General features: G+C 70.2%; 26 protein-coding genes. 16 read left to right on the top strand and 10 right to left on the bottom strand.

Features of this window, described 5'->3' with window-relative positions:
* Window positions 1-8 precede the first annotated feature (8 nt).
* Together HHL11_RS24985 and HHL11_RS24990 are read left to right on the top strand one after the other, a co-directional pair.
* On the top strand, window positions 9-263 hold the full coding sequence (locus tag HHL11_RS24985; RefSeq protein ID WP_169421328.1) for a hypothetical protein: 255 nt from the start codon (window positions 9-11) through the stop codon (window positions 261-263).
* Between the two features lie 16 nt (window positions 264-279).
* Window positions 280-807, top strand: coding sequence for a nucleoside 2-deoxyribosyltransferase (locus HHL11_RS24990; RefSeq protein ID WP_169421329.1), 528 nt, complete (start codon window positions 280-282; stop codon window positions 805-807).
* On the opposite strand, the gene HHL11_RS24995 is transcribed toward HHL11_RS24990, so the two are convergent.
* Entirely contained in the window at window positions 804-1,796 is a 993-nt protein-coding gene (locus tag HHL11_RS24995; protein ID WP_169421330.1) for an aldo/keto reductase, read from the bottom strand. The genes HHL11_RS24990 and HHL11_RS24995 overlap by 4 nt on opposite strands.
* A 19-nt stretch (window positions 1,797-1,815) precedes the next feature.
* Window positions 1,816-2,931: an NADH:flavin oxidoreductase/NADH oxidase gene (locus HHL11_RS25000; protein ID WP_169421331.1), complete on the bottom strand. Its 1,116-nt coding sequence runs from the start codon at window positions 2,929-2,931 to the stop codon at window positions 1,816-1,818.
* Between the two features lie 115 nt (window positions 2,932-3,046).
* On the opposite strand from HHL11_RS25000, the gene HHL11_RS25005 reads away from it, so the two are divergent.
* Window positions 3,047-3,559 carry a tetratricopeptide repeat protein gene (locus HHL11_RS25005; protein ID WP_169421332.1) on the top strand — a complete coding sequence of 171 codons (513 nt, stop codon included), beginning with the start codon at window positions 3,047-3,049 and terminating at the stop codon, window positions 3,557-3,559.
* Here the strand turns inward: HHL11_RS25005 and HHL11_RS25010 are convergent, their stop codons facing one another.
* Complete coding sequence (locus HHL11_RS25010) at window positions 3,560-4,540, bottom strand: LysR family transcriptional regulator (RefSeq protein WP_169421333.1); 981 nt, start codon at window positions 4,538-4,540, stop codon at window positions 3,560-3,562.
* 74 nt (window positions 4,541-4,614) lie between these two features.
* Between HHL11_RS25010 and HHL11_RS25015 the strand changes: the two genes are divergently transcribed.
* The 7 genes from HHL11_RS25015 to HHL11_RS25045 are packed head-to-tail and all read left to right on the top strand — an operon-like array spanning window position 4,615 to window position 10,268.
* Window positions 4,615-5,163, top strand: coding sequence for a GAF domain-containing protein (locus tag HHL11_RS25015; RefSeq protein WP_169421334.1), 549 nt, complete (start codon window positions 4,615-4,617; stop codon window positions 5,161-5,163).
* Between the two features lie 11 nt (window positions 5,164-5,174).
* A complete protein-coding gene (locus tag HHL11_RS25020) occupies window positions 5,175-5,573 on the top strand; it encodes a VOC family protein (protein ID WP_169421335.1) in 399 nt (132 codons plus the stop codon).
* A complete protein-coding gene (locus tag HHL11_RS25025; protein WP_169421336.1) occupies window positions 5,570-6,346 on the top strand; it encodes an alpha/beta fold hydrolase in 777 nt (258 codons plus the stop codon). Before HHL11_RS25020 ends, HHL11_RS25025 begins: the two co-directional genes overlap by 4 nt.
* A gap of 11 nt (window positions 6,347-6,357) precedes the next feature.
* Window positions 6,358-7,134: an ABC transporter ATP-binding protein gene (locus HHL11_RS25030; protein WP_169421337.1), complete on the top strand. Its 777-nt coding sequence runs from the start codon at window positions 6,358-6,360 to the stop codon at window positions 7,132-7,134.
* 12 nt (window positions 7,135-7,146) lie between these two features.
* Entirely contained in the window at window positions 7,147-8,025 is an 879-nt protein-coding gene (locus HHL11_RS25035; RefSeq protein ID WP_169421338.1) for an ABC transporter permease, read from the top strand.
* A gap of 22 nt (window positions 8,026-8,047) precedes the next feature.
* Window positions 8,048-9,139 (top strand): ABC transporter substrate-binding protein, encoded by a 1,092-nt coding sequence (locus HHL11_RS25040; RefSeq protein WP_169421339.1) that lies wholly within the window; start codon window positions 8,048-8,050, stop codon window positions 9,137-9,139.
* Between the two features lie 4 nt (window positions 9,140-9,143).
* On the top strand, window positions 9,144-10,268 hold the full coding sequence (locus tag HHL11_RS25045) for an FAD-dependent monooxygenase (RefSeq protein ID WP_169421340.1): 1,125 nt from the start codon (window positions 9,144-9,146) through the stop codon (window positions 10,266-10,268).
* Between the two features lie 7 nt (window positions 10,269-10,275).
* Here the strand turns inward: HHL11_RS25045 and HHL11_RS25050 are convergent, their stop codons facing one another.
* The 3 genes from HHL11_RS25050 to HHL11_RS25060 all read right to left on the bottom strand — a co-directional run bounded on the left by HHL11_RS25050 (window position 10,276) and on the right by HHL11_RS25060 (window position 12,420).
* Window positions 10,276-11,154 (bottom strand): LysR family transcriptional regulator, encoded by an 879-nt coding sequence (locus HHL11_RS25050; RefSeq protein WP_169421341.1) that lies wholly within the window; start codon window positions 11,152-11,154, stop codon window positions 10,276-10,278.
* A 32-nt stretch (window positions 11,155-11,186) separates the two neighbouring features.
* Window positions 11,187-12,095: a Tim44 domain-containing protein gene (locus HHL11_RS25055; protein WP_169421342.1), complete on the bottom strand. Its 909-nt coding sequence runs from the start codon at window positions 12,093-12,095 to the stop codon at window positions 11,187-11,189.
* 103 nt (window positions 12,096-12,198) lie between these two features.
* Window positions 12,199-12,420, bottom strand: a complete 222-nt coding sequence (locus HHL11_RS25060) for a hypothetical protein (RefSeq protein WP_169421343.1) — start codon at window positions 12,418-12,420, stop codon at window positions 12,199-12,201.
* 320 nt (window positions 12,421-12,740) lie between these two features.
* Here HHL11_RS25060 and HHL11_RS25065 point away from each other — a divergent pair, with 320 nt between their 5' ends.
* Together HHL11_RS25065 and HHL11_RS25070 are read left to right on the top strand one after the other, a co-directional pair.
* Window positions 12,741-13,295 (top strand): MOSC domain-containing protein, encoded by a 555-nt coding sequence (locus HHL11_RS25065; protein WP_169421344.1) that lies wholly within the window; start codon window positions 12,741-12,743, stop codon window positions 13,293-13,295.
* Window positions 13,296-13,302: 7 nt separating this feature from the next.
* On the top strand, window positions 13,303-13,809 hold the full coding sequence (locus HHL11_RS25070) for a GNAT family N-acetyltransferase (RefSeq protein ID WP_169421345.1): 507 nt from the start codon (window positions 13,303-13,305) through the stop codon (window positions 13,807-13,809).
* A gap of 7 nt (window positions 13,810-13,816) precedes the next feature.
* On the opposite strand, the gene HHL11_RS25075 is transcribed toward HHL11_RS25070, so the two are convergent.
* From HHL11_RS25075 to HHL11_RS25085, 3 genes are read right to left on the bottom strand one after another with little or no spacing between them, the layout of a single operon-like run.
* The gene (locus HHL11_RS25075) at window positions 13,817-14,779 is read right to left on the bottom strand and encodes a DnaJ domain-containing protein (protein ID WP_169421346.1); all 963 of its coding nucleotides are present in this window, start codon (window positions 14,777-14,779) and stop codon (window positions 13,817-13,819) included.
* 54 nt (window positions 14,780-14,833) lie between these two features.
* On the bottom strand, window positions 14,834-15,181 hold the full coding sequence (locus HHL11_RS25080) for a cupredoxin domain-containing protein (RefSeq protein ID WP_169421347.1): 348 nt from the start codon (window positions 15,179-15,181) through the stop codon (window positions 14,834-14,836).
* Window positions 15,182-15,185: 4 nt separating this feature from the next.
* Window positions 15,186-16,064: a metallophosphoesterase family protein gene (locus HHL11_RS25085; protein ID WP_169421348.1), complete on the bottom strand. Its 879-nt coding sequence runs from the start codon at window positions 16,062-16,064 to the stop codon at window positions 15,186-15,188.
* A gap of 119 nt (window positions 16,065-16,183) precedes the next feature.
* On the opposite strand from HHL11_RS25085, the gene HHL11_RS25090 reads away from it, so the two are divergent.
* Genes HHL11_RS25090 through HHL11_RS25105 form a run of 4 tightly spaced genes read left to right on the top strand, consistent with a single transcriptional unit; the run spans window position 16,184 to window position 18,270 of the window.
* Window positions 16,184-16,759 (top strand): sigma-70 family RNA polymerase sigma factor, encoded by a 576-nt coding sequence (locus tag HHL11_RS25090; RefSeq protein ID WP_169421349.1) that lies wholly within the window; start codon window positions 16,184-16,186, stop codon window positions 16,757-16,759.
* On the top strand, window positions 16,756-17,502 hold the full coding sequence (locus HHL11_RS25095) for an anti-sigma factor family protein (protein ID WP_169421350.1): 747 nt from the start codon (window positions 16,756-16,758) through the stop codon (window positions 17,500-17,502). The genes HHL11_RS25090 and HHL11_RS25095 overlap by 4 nt, the downstream gene beginning before the upstream one ends.
* A gap of 9 nt (window positions 17,503-17,511) precedes the next feature.
* Entirely contained in the window at window positions 17,512-17,781 is a 270-nt protein-coding gene (locus HHL11_RS25100; protein WP_169421351.1) for a KTSC domain-containing protein, read from the top strand.
* Between the two features lie 9 nt (window positions 17,782-17,790).
* Window positions 17,791-18,270, top strand: coding sequence for an Lrp/AsnC ligand binding domain-containing protein (locus tag HHL11_RS25105; RefSeq protein WP_169421352.1), 480 nt, complete (start codon window positions 17,791-17,793; stop codon window positions 18,268-18,270).
* Between the two features lie 4 nt (window positions 18,271-18,274).
* Here HHL11_RS25105 and HHL11_RS25110 read toward each other — a convergent pair whose 3' ends face one another.
* Window positions 18,275-18,460 carry a hypothetical protein gene (locus HHL11_RS25110; RefSeq protein WP_169421353.1) on the bottom strand — a complete coding sequence of 62 codons (186 nt, stop codon included), beginning with the start codon at window positions 18,458-18,460 and terminating at the stop codon, window positions 18,275-18,277.
* Window positions 18,461-18,477 lie beyond the last annotated feature (17 nt).

Consider the following 18,477-nt stretch of genomic DNA (forward strand, 5'->3'; position numbering starts at 1 on the left):
GAGGCTGCATGGAACTTCGTCTTCACCTGCTCGAATCGTTCATGGCCCGCGGTTCCGACGGCGAGCACTACAAGGTCTGCGCGTACGAGCGGATGACCCGTGACCCGTCGATGCCGATGGCCGACGACAACTGGGAATCCACCGGCGTCACGGAGTACCGCCTGGCCGACGGCCGCCAGCTGCAGGCGCACAAGGACGGCACCATGGACCTGTCGATGGCGGACTCCACGGTGCACCTGACGCCAGAACGCCTGGTGCACTAGCCTTCACAATCGGGCGGTGACCACAACGCACCGCCCCCTTCATCGCATCTATCTCGCCGGCCCGGACGTGTTCCGGCCCGATGCCGCCGCGCACGGCCAGCGGCTCGTGGCCCTGTGCGCCGAGTACGGCTTCAGCGGCATCTTCCCGCTTTCCGCAACGCTGCCGCAGTTGCCGACGCCGCGGGACGTGGCCCGGCATATCTACCAGGCCAACGTGGCCCACATCGACGGCTGCGACGCCGTGCTCGCCAACCTGGCTTTCTTTCGCGGCGCCGAGCCGGACAGCGGCACCTGCTTCGAAGTGGGCTATGCCGTCGCGCGCGGCAAGCCGGTGATCGGCTACGTGCCGGAAGGCGGCAGCTTCGCCGAGCGCATCCGCCAGCAGCAACCGCAAGCCGTTGGCACCGATGGGCGCGATGCGCAGGGCTGGGACTTCGAGGAGTTCGGCCTGCCGCTGAACCTGATGCTCGCGGTGCCCTGCCGCGTCGTGGTGGGCGACGCGCGCGCGGCGCTCGAGGCCTTGCGCGCGGACTTTCCGCGTTAACGCGGGACGCGGCCCGTCACCGGGTATTGCGGGTCGGTGAAGCCCGGCGTCGAAGGATGGCCGGGCGCGACCAGGCCGTCGACCAGCGACTCGTCTTCCGCCGTGAACGGGCCTTGCAGCGCGGCGAGGTAATCGTCCCACTGCTCCAGGGTGCGCGGGCCGGCGATGACCGAGTGCACCAGCCGGTTGTTCAGCACCCAGCGCAGCGCGAAGTGCGCCGCCGTGCCGCCCTGCGCTTGCGCGTGGGCCTGGATCTTCTGCGCCAGCTCCAGCGATTCCTCGCGCAGCTCGGTCTGCAGCATGCGCCGGTCCTTGCGGGCGGCGCGGCTGCCTTCGGGCAGCTGGTCGAGCCGGGCGTACTTGGCCGTCAGCACGCCGCGCGCGAGCGGGCTGTAGGGCACGACGCCGATGCCGTAGTGCTCGCAGGCGGGCAGCAGCTCTGCCTCGGGCATGCGGTTCATCGCGTTGTACTGCGGCTGGCAGGCCACCGGCCGGGCCACGCCGAGCTGGTCGCACAGGCGCACGATTTCAGCCACGCGCCAGGCGCGGAAGTTGGAGATGCCGAAGTAGCGGACCTTGCCGCTTTGCAGCAGGTCGCCCAGCGTGCGCACCGTTTCCTCCAGCGGCACGGTGGCGTCGTCGCGGTGCAGGTAATAGAGGTCGATGCAGTCCGTGTCCAGCCGGCGCAGGCTCGCATCGACGGCGCGCATCAGGTAGCGGCGCGACAGGTCGGCCTTGTCCAGCGGGTAGCCGGCCTTGGTGGCCAGCACCCAGCGCTCGCGATCCGCGTGGATCGTGCGGCCGACGATCTCCTCGGAGCGGCCGTTGGCATAGACGTCGGCGGTGTCGATGAAGTTGACGCCGGCCTCGCGGGCGCGGTCGACGATGCGGCGCGCGTTGTCTTCGTCGGTCTGGTCGCCGAACATCATCGCGCCCAGGCAGAGGGACGACACTTTGAGGCCGCTGCGGCCGAGATTGCGGATTTCCATGGGGCGCGATTGTGCGCCGTCAGCGCTGCCCGTGCTGCATGCCGGTGAACAGGTCCTTCAGCTCGCGCGGCTGGCTGCGCCAGTACTGGTGCGGCGCGTACACGTGCGCGCCCAGTTGCGCCGCGGCGTGCCAGGGCCAGCGCGGGTCGTACAGCATGGCGCGCGCCAGCGAGACCGCATCGGCTTCGTTGTTGGCGATGATCGCCTCGGCCTGCTGCGGCTCGGTGATGAGGCCCACGGCCAGGGTCGGCAGGCCCACTTCCGCTTTCACGCGCTGCGCATACGGCACCTGGTAGCCCGGCCCGAGCTTGATCGCCTGCGCCGGCGAAACGCCGCCGGTGGTGACGTGGATGGCCGCGCAGCCGCGCTTCTTGAGTTCCTGCGACAGCGCCACCGTGCCTTCGATGTCCCAGCCGCCCGGCACCCAGTCGGTGGCCGAGATGCGCGCCCACACCGGCCGCTGCGCCGGGAAGGCCGCGCGGATGGCGTCGAACACTTCCAGCGGGAAGCGCATGCGGTTTTCCAGGCTGCCGCCGTACTCGTCCTGCCGGAAATTGGCGAGCGGCGACAGGAACTGGTGCAGCAGGTAGCCGTGCGCGCAATGCAGCTCGATGCCTTCGAAGCCGAGCCGGGCGGCGCGCTGCGCGGTGGCTACGAAATCGTCCTTCACCTTGCGCAGCCCGTCGCGGTCCAGCGCCAGCGGTGGCGCCTCGCTTTCCGCGTGCGGCACCGGGCTGGGGGCCAGCGTCTGCCAGCCGAGCGGCTCGTGGGGACGGATCTGCCGGCCGCCGTCCCAGGGCGCCTGGCTCGAAGCCTTGCGGCCGGCGTGCGAAACCTGGATCGCCATGCGGATCGGCGAGAAGGAACGCACCGCGGCCAGTACGCGCTGCAGCGCGGCTTCGTTCGCATCGGAGTAGAGCCCGAGGTCGTAGGGCGAGATGCGGCCTACCGCCGACACCGCCGTGGCCTCCACGATCAGCAGGCCCGCGCCCGAGATGGCGAGCTGGCCCAGGTGCATCAAGTGCCAGTCGCCCGCCGAGCCGTCCTCGGCCGAGTACTGGCACATGGGGGCGATGACGATGCGGTTGGCGAGCCGCAGCTCGCCGAGGGAAAGGGGCTCGAACAGCCGGCTCATGGCAAGGGTCTCCCGGGAAGACGCCAAGGCTATCCGATTGCGGCCGCGCGTGCTGCGCACTAAGCTGCGCGCCAGGGCAGTGGAGGGGGGAGCAACAGCACCTCGAGGAGCTGACATGAAGCATTCGCTGATCGCGCTCGTTTGCGCTTCTGCCCTCAGCTGGCCGCTTGCCGCCACAGGCGCGGGCGGCGGCGGGGGCGGAGGAGGCGGGGCCGGTGGCGGGGACGAGGAAACGACGTCCCTGCGCAGCCGCGACCCCGACTACTCCGCCGCCATGGCCGCGGTGAAGACGCAGGACTGGCAGCAGGTCGTGGCCCGCATGGGCGCTTACACCCAGCGGCAGCCCGGCGACGCCGACGGCTGGAACGAGCTGGGCCACGCGCATCGGCAGATGGGCAACATGCAGCCGGCGCTGGCCGCCTACGACAAGGCCCTGAAGATCAACCCCAAGCATCGCGGCGTGCACGAGTACCTGGGCGAGGCCTACCTGCAGATGGGCGACGTGCCGAAGGCGGAGCAGGAACTGAAGGCGCTCGACAAGCTGTGCTTCTTCGGCTGCGAGGAGTACTCGGACCTGAAGAAGAGCATCGACTCCTACAAGAAGGGCAAGCAGGCGAAAGCCAGCTGATCACGCGGCCGCGCGCGCCTTCGCCTGCATCTGCCGCGCGGTCTGCATCACCGCGGCGCGCAGCGACACCACGGCCGGCTGTTGCTCCAGCTGCTTCAAGGTGAAGAAGCTCACCGGCGGCAGCATCCAGCCGAGCCGGTAGGGCAGGGCGGCGACGACGCCGCCCTGCGCCATCTCGGCCACCACGTCGCGCGCGAGGATGCACACCGCGTTGGCTTCGGTGCGCAACACCGTTTCGATGCTGCGCATCGACGTCGTCTCCAGCAGCGGCTGCGGCGGCTGCACGCCGGCGCCCACGAACACTGCGTTGTAGGTGCGGCGCATGGGCGTGTTGGGTGGCGGCAGGATCCAGTCCAGCTGCGCAAGCCGCGCCCAGTCCAGCGGCCCGCGCGAAAGCCGCTTCACGCTGGCGGCCGCCACCATCAGGCAGGGCTCCTGCTCGTAGAAGGCCTGCTGCACGACGCCGGTCACCGGCCCGTCGTAGGAGCGGCCGATGGCGCAATCGAGCTCGCCCGCCATCAGCGCCGCCACCAGTTCGTCGGTGACGCCTTCGCGTGTCATCACCGCCGTGCGCGGCGTGCCCTGCAGCAGGTGCGTGAGCGCGGTGGACAGCAGCTGCTGCGGCACCCATTGCGTCAGCCCCAGGCGCAGCCGCCCGCTGCGGCCCGAGCCGATGGAGGTGAGAACCTGCGCCGTGGCTTCCAGTTCGGCCAGCCAGCGGCGCGCGTATTCGAGCACCGCGTCGCCCGCGGGCGTGGGCAGCAGCCCGCGGCTGGTGCGCTCGAACAGCGGCGCGTCGAAGATGTCCTCCACCTCGTGCAGCGCCTTGGTGATGGCGGGCTGGCTCAATCGCATCTCCGCCGCCACGCGGCCCAGCGTGCGGTGGCGGTCGACGGCTTGCAGCAGCGCGAGCTGGCGCAGCTTCAGGCGCGTGAGCAGCGCGTGTTGCAGCACGGCGGCGGGGTCGCGGGCGGTGGCCAAGGGCATAACTCCGGGGTTATGGGGCCATCAGAATTTACTGCATTTCGGTGAATTGCGCGTCCTAGACTTTTCCCATGGATCCGAGCAACACACCGAGCGCCATCACGGCGGACTTCCTGGACGCGCTGGCCGAGGCCCGCAGCGCCGAGGAGGCCCTGCGGCGTGTCGATGCGCGGCGCTTGCAGATCGCACCGGGCAGCACCTTCAGCATCCAGCAGAACGTGACGACCGCGCGCGACGGGGCCGGCCAGGTGCTGCTGCGCCGCTTCTATACGTCGGCGGCCGCGAGCTTTCCCGTCAACGGCACCAAGCGAAAGCTGCTGACGCCGTGGACCGAATGCCTGTTCCTGCGGGGCGGCGTGTTCGTGGGCGAAGGGGAGCAGGTGCTGGCGCAGACCTTCGACGACTTCGAACAGATGCGTGCCCACGAGTTGCGCAGCGTGGTCAACGTGCCCTTGCTGCAGGGCAATCTCTGCTACGCCACATTCAACGTCTTCGGCACCCGGGCGCGCTGGTCGCCGCAGGAGGTGCTGGGCATCCGCCTGCTGGCGCTGGCCGCCGCGCGCTGGGTGCCGGCCATGCCCGGCCTCGCTTATCGCTTCGAGCGCGCGGCCGCCGTCTGAAAGGGAAAGCCATGCCCGTGAGCGCCTTGCACCATTACACCATCCGCTGCACGCCGGAGGAACTGCCGCCGCTGCTGGACTTCTATACCCGCGTGCTGGGTCTGCGCGCGGGCGAGCGCCCGGTGATGCCGGCGCCCGGCTACTGGCTCTATGCCACCGACCAGCCCATCGTGCACCTCTACGCTTCGCTGCCGCGGCGGCAGGCGGCCGTGGAACCGCCCACCGGTCCGCTGGACCACATCTCCTTCCGCTCGCAAGGCCTGCACGAGATGCGCGGGCACCTGCAAGCGCAAGGCGTCGCGTTCAGCGAAGCGCCGGTCCCCGGCTGGCCGCTGCACCAGGTGTTCCTGCACGACCCCCAGGGCCTGCGCATCGAGATGACCTTCTTCCTCGACGAGGAGGGCGCGTGAGCGAAGTCGTGCAGGCCGGCGACGTGCGTGTCGCGTTCGAGCGCACGGGCGACGGGCCACCGCTGCTGCTGATACACGGCGCCGAGGCCTCACGCCAGATGTTCGCTGCGCTCGTGCCGCAGCTGGCGCCGCACTTCACCGTGATCGCCTACGACCAGCGCGATTGCGGCGACACCGAAGGGCCGGAGCAGCCGGCGAGCCTGGCGGACCTGGCCCAGGATGCGCACCGCTTCATCAAGGCGCTGGGCTTCAAGCGCACGCACGTGTTCGGCTCCTCGTTCGGCGGCCGGGTCGCGCAGGCGCTGGCCTTGCTGTACCCGCAATCGGTGGACCGGCTGGTGCTGGGCAGCACCTGGCCGGTGCCGCGCTCGTACGAGGAACTGTGCCCCGACGCCGGCCGCCTCGGGCAGCTGCGCCGCGGCCTGCCTGGCACGGCGGACGAACTGGCCGGCTGGTTCTTCCCCGAAGCCTTCCTGCAGCAAAGGCCGGAACTGCGCCGCGTGTTCGCCAACGTGCGGCCCGGGTCGGCGCGATCCGAAAGGCGTGCCGCGACCGTGCAGAGCACGCTGGAAAACGGCGTGGCCGACATCGTCGCGCCCACGCTGGTGCTGGCCGGCGAACTCGATCGCGTGGTGCCGGCCAGCGTGACGCTTGCGATGGCGCACCGCATCCGCGGCGCCGATGCGGTGCTGCTGCCTGCCGTCGGCCATGTGACCGCGATGCAGGCCCCCGAGGTGCTGGCGCAGCACATCGTCCGCTTCCTGAACCACTGAGGAGTCAAGTCATGGGCGCGAAGGAGTACATCCGCATCGAAGGCCTGTCCAAGCACTTCGGCGATGGTGGAGAAGGCGTTCGGGCGCTGCAGGACATCGACTGCAGCATCGAGCAGGGCAGCTTCGTCACCATCGTCGGCCCGAGCGGCTGCGGCAAGAGCACGCTGCTGCGCATCCTGGCCGGCCTGCTCGATTACGAGACTGGCCGCGTCGTTCTCGACGGCCAGCCGATCCATGGCACCCGGCGCGACGTCGGCGTGGTGTTCCAGAGCTCGATCCTCCTGCCCTGGCGCAGCATCCTCGAGAACGTGATGCTGCCGGCGGAGGTGCTGGGCCTCCCCGTGAAGCAGGCGCGCGAGCGCGCCATGCAGCTGCTGCACATGGTGCGGCTCGACGGCTTCGAGCACAAGCTGCCGCGCCAGTTGAGCGGCGGCATGCAGCAGCGCGCCTCGATCGCTCGGGCGCTGCTGCACGATCCCAAGATCCTGCTGATGGACGAGCCCTTCGGCGCGCTCGACGCGATGACGCGCGAGCGCATGAACCTGGAGCTGCAGCGCATCTGGATGGAAAGCGGCAAGACCGTGGTGCTGATCACGCACTCGATCCCGGAGGCGGTGTTCCTCGGCGACCGCGTGTTCGTGATGTCGCCGCGCCCGGGCACGCTGGAACGCGTGTTGCCCATCGATCTTCCACGGCCGCGCGCGATGGACGTGATGGCGCATCCGGCTTTCGCGGCGGCTTCGGCGTCGATCCGCGAGCGCTTCTCGCACGCCGCTTCCTTCGACTGACCGGGGGCTTCCATGACGACCGCCATGCTCACCACCAATGACTCCATCGCGCAGGCCCTCCCGGTGAAGCCGAAGCGACCGCGCCGCGCCAATCCGTTCGCATCGACCCGGGTCCAGGCGATCCTGCTGCTGGTCACGCTGCTCGGCTCCTGGGAAGCGGCCGTGCGCATCTTCAAGGTGCCGAAGTACCTGGTGCCGCCGGTCAGCGACATCGCGATCGCGCTGTGGCGCGGCCTGGCCACCGGGCCGCTGGCCAAGGACGGCTTCTGGTTCCATGGCGGCGTCACGGTCGCCGAGATCCTGCTCGGTTTCCTGATCGGCGGCGGCGTGGGCCTGGCGATCGGCATCGTGGTGTCGCAGATGCCGAAAGCCGAGGCGCTGCTGGAGCCCTATGTCGCGGCCCTGCAGAGCGTTCCCAAGGTGGCGGTCGCGCCGATCATCGTGGTGTGGCTGGGTTTCGGCATCGGTTCCAAGGTGATGATCATCTGCCTGCTCACCTTCTTCCCGGTGCTGGTGACCAGCATCGCGGGCTTCAAGGCGGTGGACCCGGACCGCATCGACCTGCTGCGCTCGCTGTCGGCCACGCCCTGGCAGATCTTCCGCAAGGCCAAGTTCCCGAGCGCGCTGCCCTACATCTTCGCAGGCCTGAACATGGCCGCCGCCTTTGCCGTGGTCGGCGCGGTGGTGGGCGAATTCGTCGGCGCCCAGAACGGCCTGGGCGTGCTGATCCTGCAGATGGAAGCGCAGATGGATACCGGCGGCAGCTTCGCGGTGTGCGTGGTGCTGTCGGTGATCGGCATCGTGCTCACCGGCGCGCTGCGCCGCATCCAGCGCCGCGTGCTGCACTGGATGCCGGCCGACAGCTCGCAGCAGCGCACCGTGAACGTTTGACTTCGAACTCCAGGAGAACAGCATGTGGACGAGACGTGATTTCGGATTCGGCCTGGGCCTGGCGGCCCTGCTGCCCACGGCCTTCGCGCAGGACGTGCGGGTGATGCGGGTGGCGAACACCGCGGGCGTCAACGACCCGCAGCAGTGCTTCATCACCGCGGGCCAGCATCCCAAGCTGAACTTCTACAAGCCGAACGGCGTCGACGTGGAATACGTCAACATGTCCAGCATGACGCAGGCGCTGCAAAGCCTGCAGTCGGGGCATGTGGAGTTCGGGCCGGCGGTGCCTGGCCTGCTGCTGCCGGCGATGGCGAAAGATCCCACGCTGGACCTGGTCAGCGTCTACAAGTGGCTGCCGCGCAATGCCAACGTGATCGTGGTCAAGCCCGCAAGCCCGATCAAGACGGCCGCGGACCTGGCGGGCAAGCGCATCGGCGTGCGCAGCCAGGGCGACACCGGCATCGTGCTGACGAAGGTCATGCTCGCCGAACTGGGCCTGAAGGACGACAAGTGCGAATACATCGCCATCGGCGATGGCGCACCCGCGGGCGCCGCCATCGACAACGACCGCGTCGATGCGATGGTGGCCTTCGATACCGCCACGGCCCGCATCGAGCTGGTCGGCACCAAGCTGCGCTACGTGCCGCTGACGCCGAAGTTCGCGCAGGTGGGCTCGGGCTGGCTGTGCGTGCCGCGCAAGCTGCTGAAAAGCGAGCGCAAGTCGCTGGTGGCGCTGTTCCGCGGCATGGCCAAGTCCACGATCTTTGCCAATGCCAACCTCGACGCGGCGATCGACCTGCACTGGGACGTGTATCCCGAGAGCAAGCCCAAGGGCCGCAGCCTCGACGAGGCGCGCAAGGAGCTGGCTTTCATCCTCAAGGACCGCAAGAACAGCTGGATGCGCCGGCCGGACGATCCGGACCAGCGCATGGGCGCTTCCTCGCTGGCCGAGTGGACGGCCAACATCGCGATGACCGCCGAGAGCAGCAAGAACCCCAAGCTCGCGCAGGAACTCGGTGACCCCAACCGCCTGTTCTCCAACGAGCTGGTCGACGAGATCAACGACTTCGACAAGCAGGCCGTGGTCCGGATGGCCCGGGAATTCAAGGGGTAGGTCCATGCAAGTGCTCATCTCCGGCGCCAGCATGGCCGGCCTGTCGGCCGCCTACTGGTTCGCCCGCCTCGGCCACGAAGTCACCGTCGTCGAGCGCGCCGACGGGCTGCGCCCCGGCGGCGCGCCCATCGACGTGCGCGGGCGCGCGCTGGGCACCGCGGAACGCATGGGGATCCTGGGGCAGATCGCCGAGGAGAAGGTTGCCATCGTGCAGCCGGCTCCGGTCCTCGACGGCGCGGGCCAGCAGGTCGCGACGCTGGACCTGCGCTGGTTCGCCAACGAGACCGACGAAGACATCGAGATCACGCGCGACCGGCTCAACCAGATCCTGTTGCGGGCGATCCCCAGCGAGGTGGCGTTCCGCTTCCAGGCTTCCATTGCGTCGCTGGCCGACGGTCCCGCCGGCGTGGACGTGCGCTTCACGAACGGCGCCCAGGCGCGCTACGACCTCGTGGTCGGCGCGGACGGCCTGCACTCCAACGTGCGCAAGCTGGCCTTCGGGCCGGAGCAGGATTTCGTCCGGCACTTCGGCTACTACGTCGCGCTGGTCGATCTCCCGAACGACAGGCCTTGGCAACGGGCGATGCTCAACATCCCGGGCCTGACGGTCGCCGTGCGCGATGCGGGCGATGGACCGCAGGCCATGATGCTGGCTGCCAGCCCCGTGATCGCCTACGACTACCGCGACCTGGCCGCGCAACGGCGGATGATCGGCGACTTCCTCGCCCGCGTCGACGCCTGGCAGGTGCCCGAACTCCGCGCGGCCTTCATGGACCCGGCGGCGAAAGGCTTCTACTTCGACTCGGTGAGCCAGACGCACATGCCGGCCTGGACGCAGGGCAAGGTCGCCGTCATCGGCGATGCGGGCCACTGCGCCGCGCTGTTGTCAGGCATGGGGACGACGCTGGCCATGGTGGCTGCGGAAGCGCTGGCGAATACCTGGACCGAATACGGCGGCGACCTGCAGGCGGCTTCGCCGGCGTATCACGAGCGCGTGCGGCCCTACGTGCAGCAATGCCAGGCCTTCGCGCGCGAAGGCGCGCCGATCATGGTGCCGCCTACGCAGGAAGCACTCGACCAGCGCAACGCGATGTTCCGGGACTACGCGGCCCGCTTCGCGGTGAGCTGAGGCGGCGTCACGCCGCCTGCACCAGCCGCTGCACCAGCGGATGCTGGATCTTGCGTTCCGCCGAGATCAGGAAGAAGTGCTCCACCAGCTCCGGTGTCTGGCCCACCAGGCGCACGCGGCTGTCCTGCAGCAGCTCCTCGTGCGACCAGCTGGAGGCGGGGAACACGCCCATGCCGCTGCGGCCGAAGGCCGCGAGCAGGGCGCTGTCCTCGAACTCGCCGGCGATGCGCGGGCGGATGCCCTGGCGCTCGAACCATTGGTCCAGCCGCGGCCGCACCGCGGCGTGGCCGGTGGGCAGCAGCACCGGCAGCTCGGCCAGGCATTGCGGAAAACGCGGCTTGCCTTTCAGCAGCGCGACCGGCGCGAACCAGCCGAGCGGCGCGTCGCCGAGCGCGTGGCTGTAGAGGCGCAGGTTGGGGTTGGGCGTGGCCGCGCGGTCGGAGAGCACGGCGTCGAGACGGTGCAGCGCCAGGTCGGCGAGCAGGCGATCGAATTCGTCTTCGTGCGCGAGCAGGCGGACGCGCGAGTCTTCCAGCGCCGGCTGCAGCAGGTGCCGCACCACCAGCTTGGGCATCGAATCCGAGATGCCCACCGCAAGCCGCAGCCCCTGGCCCGTGGCCGCTTCGTGCACGGCGGCGGGCAGCTGCTCACCCAGCTGGAAGATCTGGTCGGCGTGCGCCATCGCGACCACGCCGGCCTCGGTGAGCGTCATGCCGCGGCCGGCCGGCTTGAACAGGGCGTGGCCCAGCGCTTGCTCCAGCGCGCGCACCTGCGCGCTGATGGTCTGCACCGCCATCCCCAGCCGGTCGGCGGCGCGGGCCATGCCGCCTTCCTTGGCGACGACCCAGAAGTAATAGAGGTGGCGGTAGTTGAACGGAGCGGCCATCGCCCTAGTGTGCCCTGGCCGCCCCTTCGCGATCAGGCCTGCTGGATGCCGGCCACGACCCAGCCGTCCAGCCCGGCGCGCGAGCGCGTCAGGTGCCAGACTTCGGCCAGGTCCTCGGGCACGGCGCCGGCTTCGGTGCGCACGCTGCCGCTGAAGCGAACGCTGACGATGTAGCGGTCGCTTTCCTGCGCCACTTCCAGCACCTGCGCCTGCAGGCCGAACACCTCGGTGTGCTGCGGCGCGGCGCCGCGCTCGGTGATCTCGGCGCGCACCAGGTCCAGCATCTCCGGCGTCACGTAGTCGCGCAGGCGCTCCATGTCGCGGGCGTCGTTGGCGGCCTGCAGCGCGAGGAACTGCGACTTGGCGTTGCGCTCGAAGCCGGCCACGTCGAAGTCCGCCGGGATGGCGCTGGGCGCGCCCGTCGCGGGCAGCGCGCTGCCGATCGCCGAGCCGATGCCGGCGCCGATGCGCGAGTCGCCTTGCGGCGCGTCCATGCCGGTGCGGGCCATCAGCGGCGCGCCCGCGGCGGCCGGCGACTGGCTCGCCATGCGCTTGCGCATGAACCAGGTCACCAGCGCCAGCACCGCCATCGCGATCAGCGCCATCGTCAGCATGTTGGCCATCGCCTCGCCGAAGCCGAAGTGCGAAGCCAGCGCGGCCAGGCCCAGGCCGGCGGCGATGCCGGCGATCGGGCCCATCCAGCTGCGCTTGGGCGTGGCGGCCGCGGCCGCGCCTGCCGCAGCCGGCGCGGTTGCGGGCGTTTGCGCGCCCTGTGCGTTGCGAGGCGTGGCCGGCGTCGCCGGGGGAGTCGCGGGCGTGCTCGTCACCGAGCGTTGCATGCCGCCCGAGCGGCCGCCGCCGAGCCGCTTGGCGTCCGCGTCGAATGCCAGGGTGCTGCCCAGGGCGAGCACCACGGCCATGAGTGCCGCTGCCTTCTTCATGAGAGTCCTTCTCGAAAACTGTTCCAGGAAGAAGGAACTTAGCGGCGGCAGCCCCCATGAAAAAGCAGAGGAAGCCTGCAGGTCGCTCAGGAAAAAGCGAAGTTCAGGTCTTGGAGGCGCGGGCCGGCGGCGCCTCGCGCCGGGACTCCGCTTTCACCTTCCGCTCCTTGTCGGCCTGGGCGCGGTCCAGCGCTTCGGCGCGGGAGCGGGCGGCCAGGTGCGCGTCGCGCGTCATGTTGGCGGCGATGCTGCCGTTGGCCGCGCAGGCGGCCCCGGCGGCGGCGAGGCACAGCACGGCCCCGGCGCCCAGGAATGGCGTCTTCATGGTGGATTCCTTGTCGCAAGAGTGAGGGTCGGGCGCGCGGCCGCAGGCAACCGCGGCCCACGCAGTCGGGCCGGTCTCAGGAGGGGATGGCGCCCGAGGCGGATGCCTCGCGGGCTCTTACGGGCACTTCAGTGCTGCTGCGCGTGCGGCCGACTGGTTGAAGTGGCGCACGAAGGCGACGAAGGTGTTGCGTCGAAGCTGGAACAACTTTTCCATGGTCGTACCCTTGCGGGCCTCGCTGGAACACCCATTACAGCGAAAGTGCGTGCACCTGGCAAGTCGGACGGATTCGCTTCCTGGCCCGGACTTAACATCGGCGAATGCAGGACCTGCGCGCGCTCGCCGCTACCTTCCCCTTCACCGGAAAGCTCGAAGCCATCCTGCTGCGGCCCGCGCGTGGCGCGCCGGTGCTGCAGCCGAGCGCGTGCATTGCGATTGCGGACCGCGGCCTGGACGGCGATCGCACGGCCGCGGGGCGCGGCGGCGGCAAGCGGCAGGTGACGCTGGTGCAGGCCGAGCACCTGCCGGTGATCGCGGGCCTGTTGCGGCGCGAGGCCGTCGATGCCGCGGACCTGCGGCGCAACCTCGTCGTGGCCGGCCTCAACCTGCTGGCGGCGCGCGCCCTGTTCGCCGACCAGCCGCTGCGGCTGGCGATCGGCGACGAAGCGGTGCTGGAGATCACCGGCCCTTGCGAGCCCTGCTCGAAGATGGAAGCGACGCTGGGTCCCGGCGCCTACAACGCGATGCGCGGCCACGGCGGCGTGACGGCGCGCGTGTTGCGCGGCGGCCGCGTCGCCGTGGGGGACGTCGTGCGCTGCACGCTGGCGCCCATCAGCCCTGGTGCCGATGCGGGCTTGGAGCTGCCGCTAGATTGAGGCGGCCATGTCTTCCGCCGATTCGCTGGCAGCCGTCACGGTCCGGGCCATTCGCGCCACGGACCTGGGGCACATGCGCGAGTTCGTGCAACACCTGTCGCGGCACAGCGCCTACCTGCGCCTGCTGTCGCCGCGCACGCCGACCGAAGACGAGATGCGGCACTCGACCGACGTCGATGGCGAGCACGAATTCGCGCTGGTGGCGATGGTGGTGGAGGGCGATGGCGAGCGCCAGGTCGGCGTCGCGCGCTACGTGAAGGAGCCCGAAGGCGGTGCGGCCGAATTCGCGATCGTGCTGGCCGACGATTGGCAGGGCCGCGGGCTGGGGCGCGAGCTGCTGACGCAATTGGTCGACGCGGCGGCGCGGCATGGCGTGCGGCGCTTGTTCGGCGTCACGCTCAGCGAGAACCGGGCGATGGTGGCGCTGGCGCGCAAGCTGGGGTTCCGCACGCGGCGTTCGCCGGAGTCGGCGATGTTGATGGTGGTGGAGCGGGAGTTGGACCCCGACATGTAGGGTGCGTTCAGGCCCGCTGCGACGCCTGCCAGCCAGCCATCAGCTGTTCCCACTCCCGCATCCGCTCCCCTGCCGGCGTGGCGCTGGCGCCGGTGTTGCTGGCCACCAGCTTGTCCACCAGCGCCTCCTGCGCCTTGCCCAATGTCTCGGGAAACAAGGGGATCACGGTCACCATGCAGTCCCCGCCCAGCCCCTGGTCCTTGACGCGGTAGGTGAGATAGCCGCGGCGCAGGCGCATCTGCTGCGGCCCGCGCGGCGTCGGCACTTCGATCCAGCGTTCGGCCATCCACGCGAAGCCGTCGACCGGCAGCTCGCAGCGCACCGTGCCATCGGTGTCCAGCGTGAAGAAGGGATGCGGCTGCAGCGCGATGCGCACCCGCAGCGCCAGCGGCTCCGTGCGGCCGTGCACGCGGGCGCTGGCATCGAGCAGGTGGCCGGCGCGGGCACCGGCGGGCACCTGCACGTGGCAGCGGTACTTGCGGGCCCGCGCGCGGCCGCGGCCTTCGCAATGGGCGCAATGCGTGCGCGTGCTGCCCTGGCCGCTGCAGGCGCCGCATTCCATGCTGGATTGCATCCACGAGAACCACAGCTGCGAGCGCACGCGGCCGCTGCCTTCGCATGCGGCGCAGCGCTGCGGCTGCGCCTGCCTGCCACTGCCGGCGCAATGCGCGCAGTCCTCGACGATCTCGCCGTGCAGCTCGCGTCTGCAACCGCGCGATGCTTCCTCCAGCGTCACGGTCAGCGCGTGTTCGACGACTGCTTCTTCTTCGCCGGGCGCTTCTTCTTCCGCCTTCCAGCGGCGGATTTCCGCCAGCGCGCGGTTGATGCGCTGGATCTTGCGCAGCGCCTGCGGGCTCGCGTTGCGGTCCGGGTGCCAGCGGGCGGCCAGGCGGCGCCAGGCCTCCTTGACTTCGGCGTCGCTGCAACCGGGCTCGAGGCCGAGTTCGGCGTAGGACTCGTCGATGTTCATGGCTGCTCCGCCCTCTTTGTGCGCTGCACAATTCTAGCGGAGCGCTGCGGGCTTTCAGCTGCGGACCTCCAGTGTTCCGCTCATGTTTTCGTGGCCGTTGCCGCAGAACACGTCGCACAGGAAGGTGAACTGGCCGGTGCGCGTCGGCGTGAAGCGCAGTTGCGCCTCCTTGCCCGGGACGATGTCGGTGCGCACACCGAAATCCGGCAGGTTGAAACCCATCGGAACTTCGGGCGAGGTCAGTCGCAACAGCACCGGCACGCCGGCGCGCACGCGCAGGGTCTCGGGCTCGAACTGGAAGCGGCGGGCCACCACGTGCAGTTCCAGCACGCCATCGGATTGCGCCAGCGCGGCGGCCGGCAGGGCGAAGACGAGCGCGCGGCGCAGGGAGTCGACGGGCATCGCATCACCCCTGCGTCACGGGCCGTTCGGACAGCACGTAGCGCGCCTCGGCGGGCTCCGCCTCCACCTCGCGGAAGCCGAGTCCGCGATAGGGCTGCGACGGATCCCAGGCCACCGGCGTGCGCTTCGGTTGCGAACCCGGCGCCGGCAGCGGGAACATCAGCGACTTCGCCGAATGGTGGGCGATCGCGCCGGTCATGTGGTGGTTCTCCTGGTGGATGTGGCCATAGAACACGACCACGTTCGGATGCGCCTGCAGCAATTCCACGGCCTGCGCGCCGTCGCGCGTGGCCCAGTCCCATTGCGGATACAGGTCGAACAGCGGCCGGTGCGCGAACACCACGATGCGGGCGTCGCGCGGCTGCGCCTGCAGGTCGGCCTGCAGCCAGGCGAGCTGCTCCTCGCCCAGCTTCGCCGCCGGGTCGCTGACGTTGTCCAGCACGATGAAGTGCACGCCGCGGTGGTCGAACACGTAGTGCGTGGGGCCGAAGAACTCGCTGTAGGCCTTGCCCTGGTCCAGCGCGGCGTCGTGCTCGCCAGGGATGTAGCGGACCTCGCGCACCTTCAGCGCGCGGGCCTGCTGCTGGAATTCGGCCATGCGCTTGCGCCGCTCGCGCCCGTCTTCGGTGGTGTGGGTGAGGTCGCCGGTGAAGATGACGAAATCGGGCGGCTCGGGCAGCGCGTTCACCGCCGCGATCGCCTTGGGCAAGGTGCCCCGCGCGTCCGGGTTCTCCGGGCCTTCGAAGCCCCAGTGCGTGTCCGAGAGCTGGACGAAATAGAAGTCGTCCGCCGCCGCGTGCGCCGCGCCGGGCAGCGCCGACGAGAACACCGCGCCGCCGAAGGCGGCCAGTTGCAGGAATTGCCTGCGATCGAGGAAAGCCATGCTTGCTCCTTGGTGGGTCCGTGCTGGCAATACCGGCGCCGGCCCGCGCGCATTCCACAAGCCCTGTGGCGCGCGGGGACATCGGGAATAAACTGGCCCCGGCTCCGGTAAGGACCTCCGTGACGGACGAGACCGACCTGCGCCGCTTCGAGCGGCTTGCGCTGCCGCACCTGGATGCGGCCTGGAACCTCGCGCGCTGGCTCACGCGCGACGAGCAGGACGCGCAGGACGTGGTGCAGGAGGCGATGCTGCGCGCGCTGCGCTACTTCGCGTCCTTCCGCGGCGAGAACGCGCGGCCCTGGCTGCTGGCGATCGTCCGCAACACCTGCATGGCCTGGCTGAAGAACAACCGGCCGGCGCTGTTGCTGCCGCTGGACGACGACGATGAGGAAGGCCCGCAGCTGCCCGCGCCCGAACGCGACGAGCCGCACGTGGCCGCCGCCCTGCGCGACGAGCGCGCGCAGGTCAACCGCGCACTGGCTGCCTTGCCGGTGCACTACCGTGAGGTGCTGGTGCTGCGCGAACTGGAAGACCTGAGCTACAGGGACATCGCCACCATCGCGCAGGTGCCGGTGGGCACGGTGATGTCGCGGCTGGCGCGGGCCCGCGAGCAGCTGCGCGCGGCGCTGCAACCCGAGGCGCGGCCCGGCTTGCGGGCGGTGCCTCGGGCCGCCAACGGGGAGGGCCGGCGATGAGCATCGATCCGCGGCTGTTGAACGCCTTCGTCGACGGCGAGCTGGAGCTGGAGCGCCAGCTCGAGGTCGAGCGCGACGCCGACCCCGCCGTGCGGGCCGAAGTGGAGCGCTTGCGCGCTTTGCGCACGACGTTGCGCGAGCAGGCGAGCTATCACGCCGCGCCGGCCGCGCTGCGCGAGCAGGTGCAGGCCATGCTGCGCGCCGAGGCGCGTCCCGCCGCGCCGGTGGCGCCGCGCCGGCGCTGGGCCATCGCCTGGCCGTCCTTCGCCGCCGGCATGGCTGCGCTCGCGGTGGCGCTGGCGGCAGTGCAGTGGCTCCTGCTGCCCCAGCAGGACGTCTCCCGCATCCAGGACGAGGTGCTGGCCAGCCACGCGCGTGCCGTCGTGTCCGGACGGCTGGTCGACGTGGCCTCCTCGGACCACCACACCGTCAAGCCCTGGCTGTCCGGCCGGCTGGACTTCTCGCCGCCGGTGACGCCGCCGCCGGGCAGCGAACTGCTGGGCGCGCGGGTGGATTACATCGACGGCCGGCCGGTCGCCGTGCTGGTGCTGCGCCATGCGGGCCACGTCGCCGAGGCGTATGCCTGGCCGGTGGCCGGCGCGGACGAAGGCGTCACCTTGGCGCAGCAGCGCGGCTTCCAGCTGGCGCGCTGGACGGCGCACGGCATGCGGCATTGGCTGGTGTCGGACCTCAACCCGCAGGAGTTCGCCGCGCTGGTTCGCGATGTGCGCGCGGCAGACTAGACTGGGAGGATGCCGACCAAGACCTTCACCACGGGCCGGATCCGGAAGGCCGACTACGACCCGGCTTCGCGCCAGCTGGACCTGCACTGGGACAACCAGAGCGTGCTCGCGTACAAGCACGTGCCCGAGGAGGTGTTCCGCCGCCTGTGCGCCGCGCCGAATCCCACCACCTACTGGGAAGACCGGATCGCGGAGGAATACCCGAAGGCGCAGCCGCGCTCCTCGGGCAAGGGCTCCGGCGGCCCGACCTTGAAGGACCTGTTCGGCGGCGAGGACTGACGGCGCCGCATGCCCAGCCTCGAAGACCTCGACCGCACCGACCGCCGCATCCTGCAGCAGCTGCAGGAGGACGGCCGCATCTCCAACCTGAAGCTCGCCGAGGCGGTGGCGCTGTCACCCACGGCGGTGCTGGCGCGCGTGCAGCGGCTCACGCGCGACGGCTACATCCAGGGCTACGAAGCGCGGCTCGATCCCAAGCTGTTGGGCGCCGGCATGCTGGTGTTCGTGGAAGTGCTGCTCGATCGCACCACGCCCAACGTGTTCGACCAGTTCCGCGCCGCCGTGCAGGTGCATCCCGAGATCCTGGAATGCCACATGGTCGCGGGCGGCTTCGACTACCTGCTGAAGACGCGCGTGGCCGACATGGAGGCCTACCGCAATTTCGCCGGCACGGTGCTGTGGCAGCTGCCCGGCGTGCGCGAGACGCGCACCTATGCGGTGATGGAGGAGGTGAAGAACTCCACGCGCATTCCGATCCCGGGGGCTTGAGGGTTTACGGCTTCTTCTTCTTTTCCGACTTGTCCTTCGGCGGCAGGCCGGCCTTGCGGCGGATGTCGCGCAGCACGTGCTTGAAGATGTCCTTCACCCCCTCGCCGGAGCGCTGGCCGGGCAGGCGAGACTCCTGCCAACCCGACCCGGTGGAGTCCCCCGGGGGTTCCGGCTTCTTGTCTGTAGCCATGTGCGCGCTCCTCTGTA

The sequence above is a fragment of the Ramlibacter agri genome, assembly GCF_012927085.1.
Lineage (GTDB): Bacteria > Pseudomonadota > Gammaproteobacteria > Burkholderiales > Burkholderiaceae_C > Ramlibacter > Ramlibacter agri.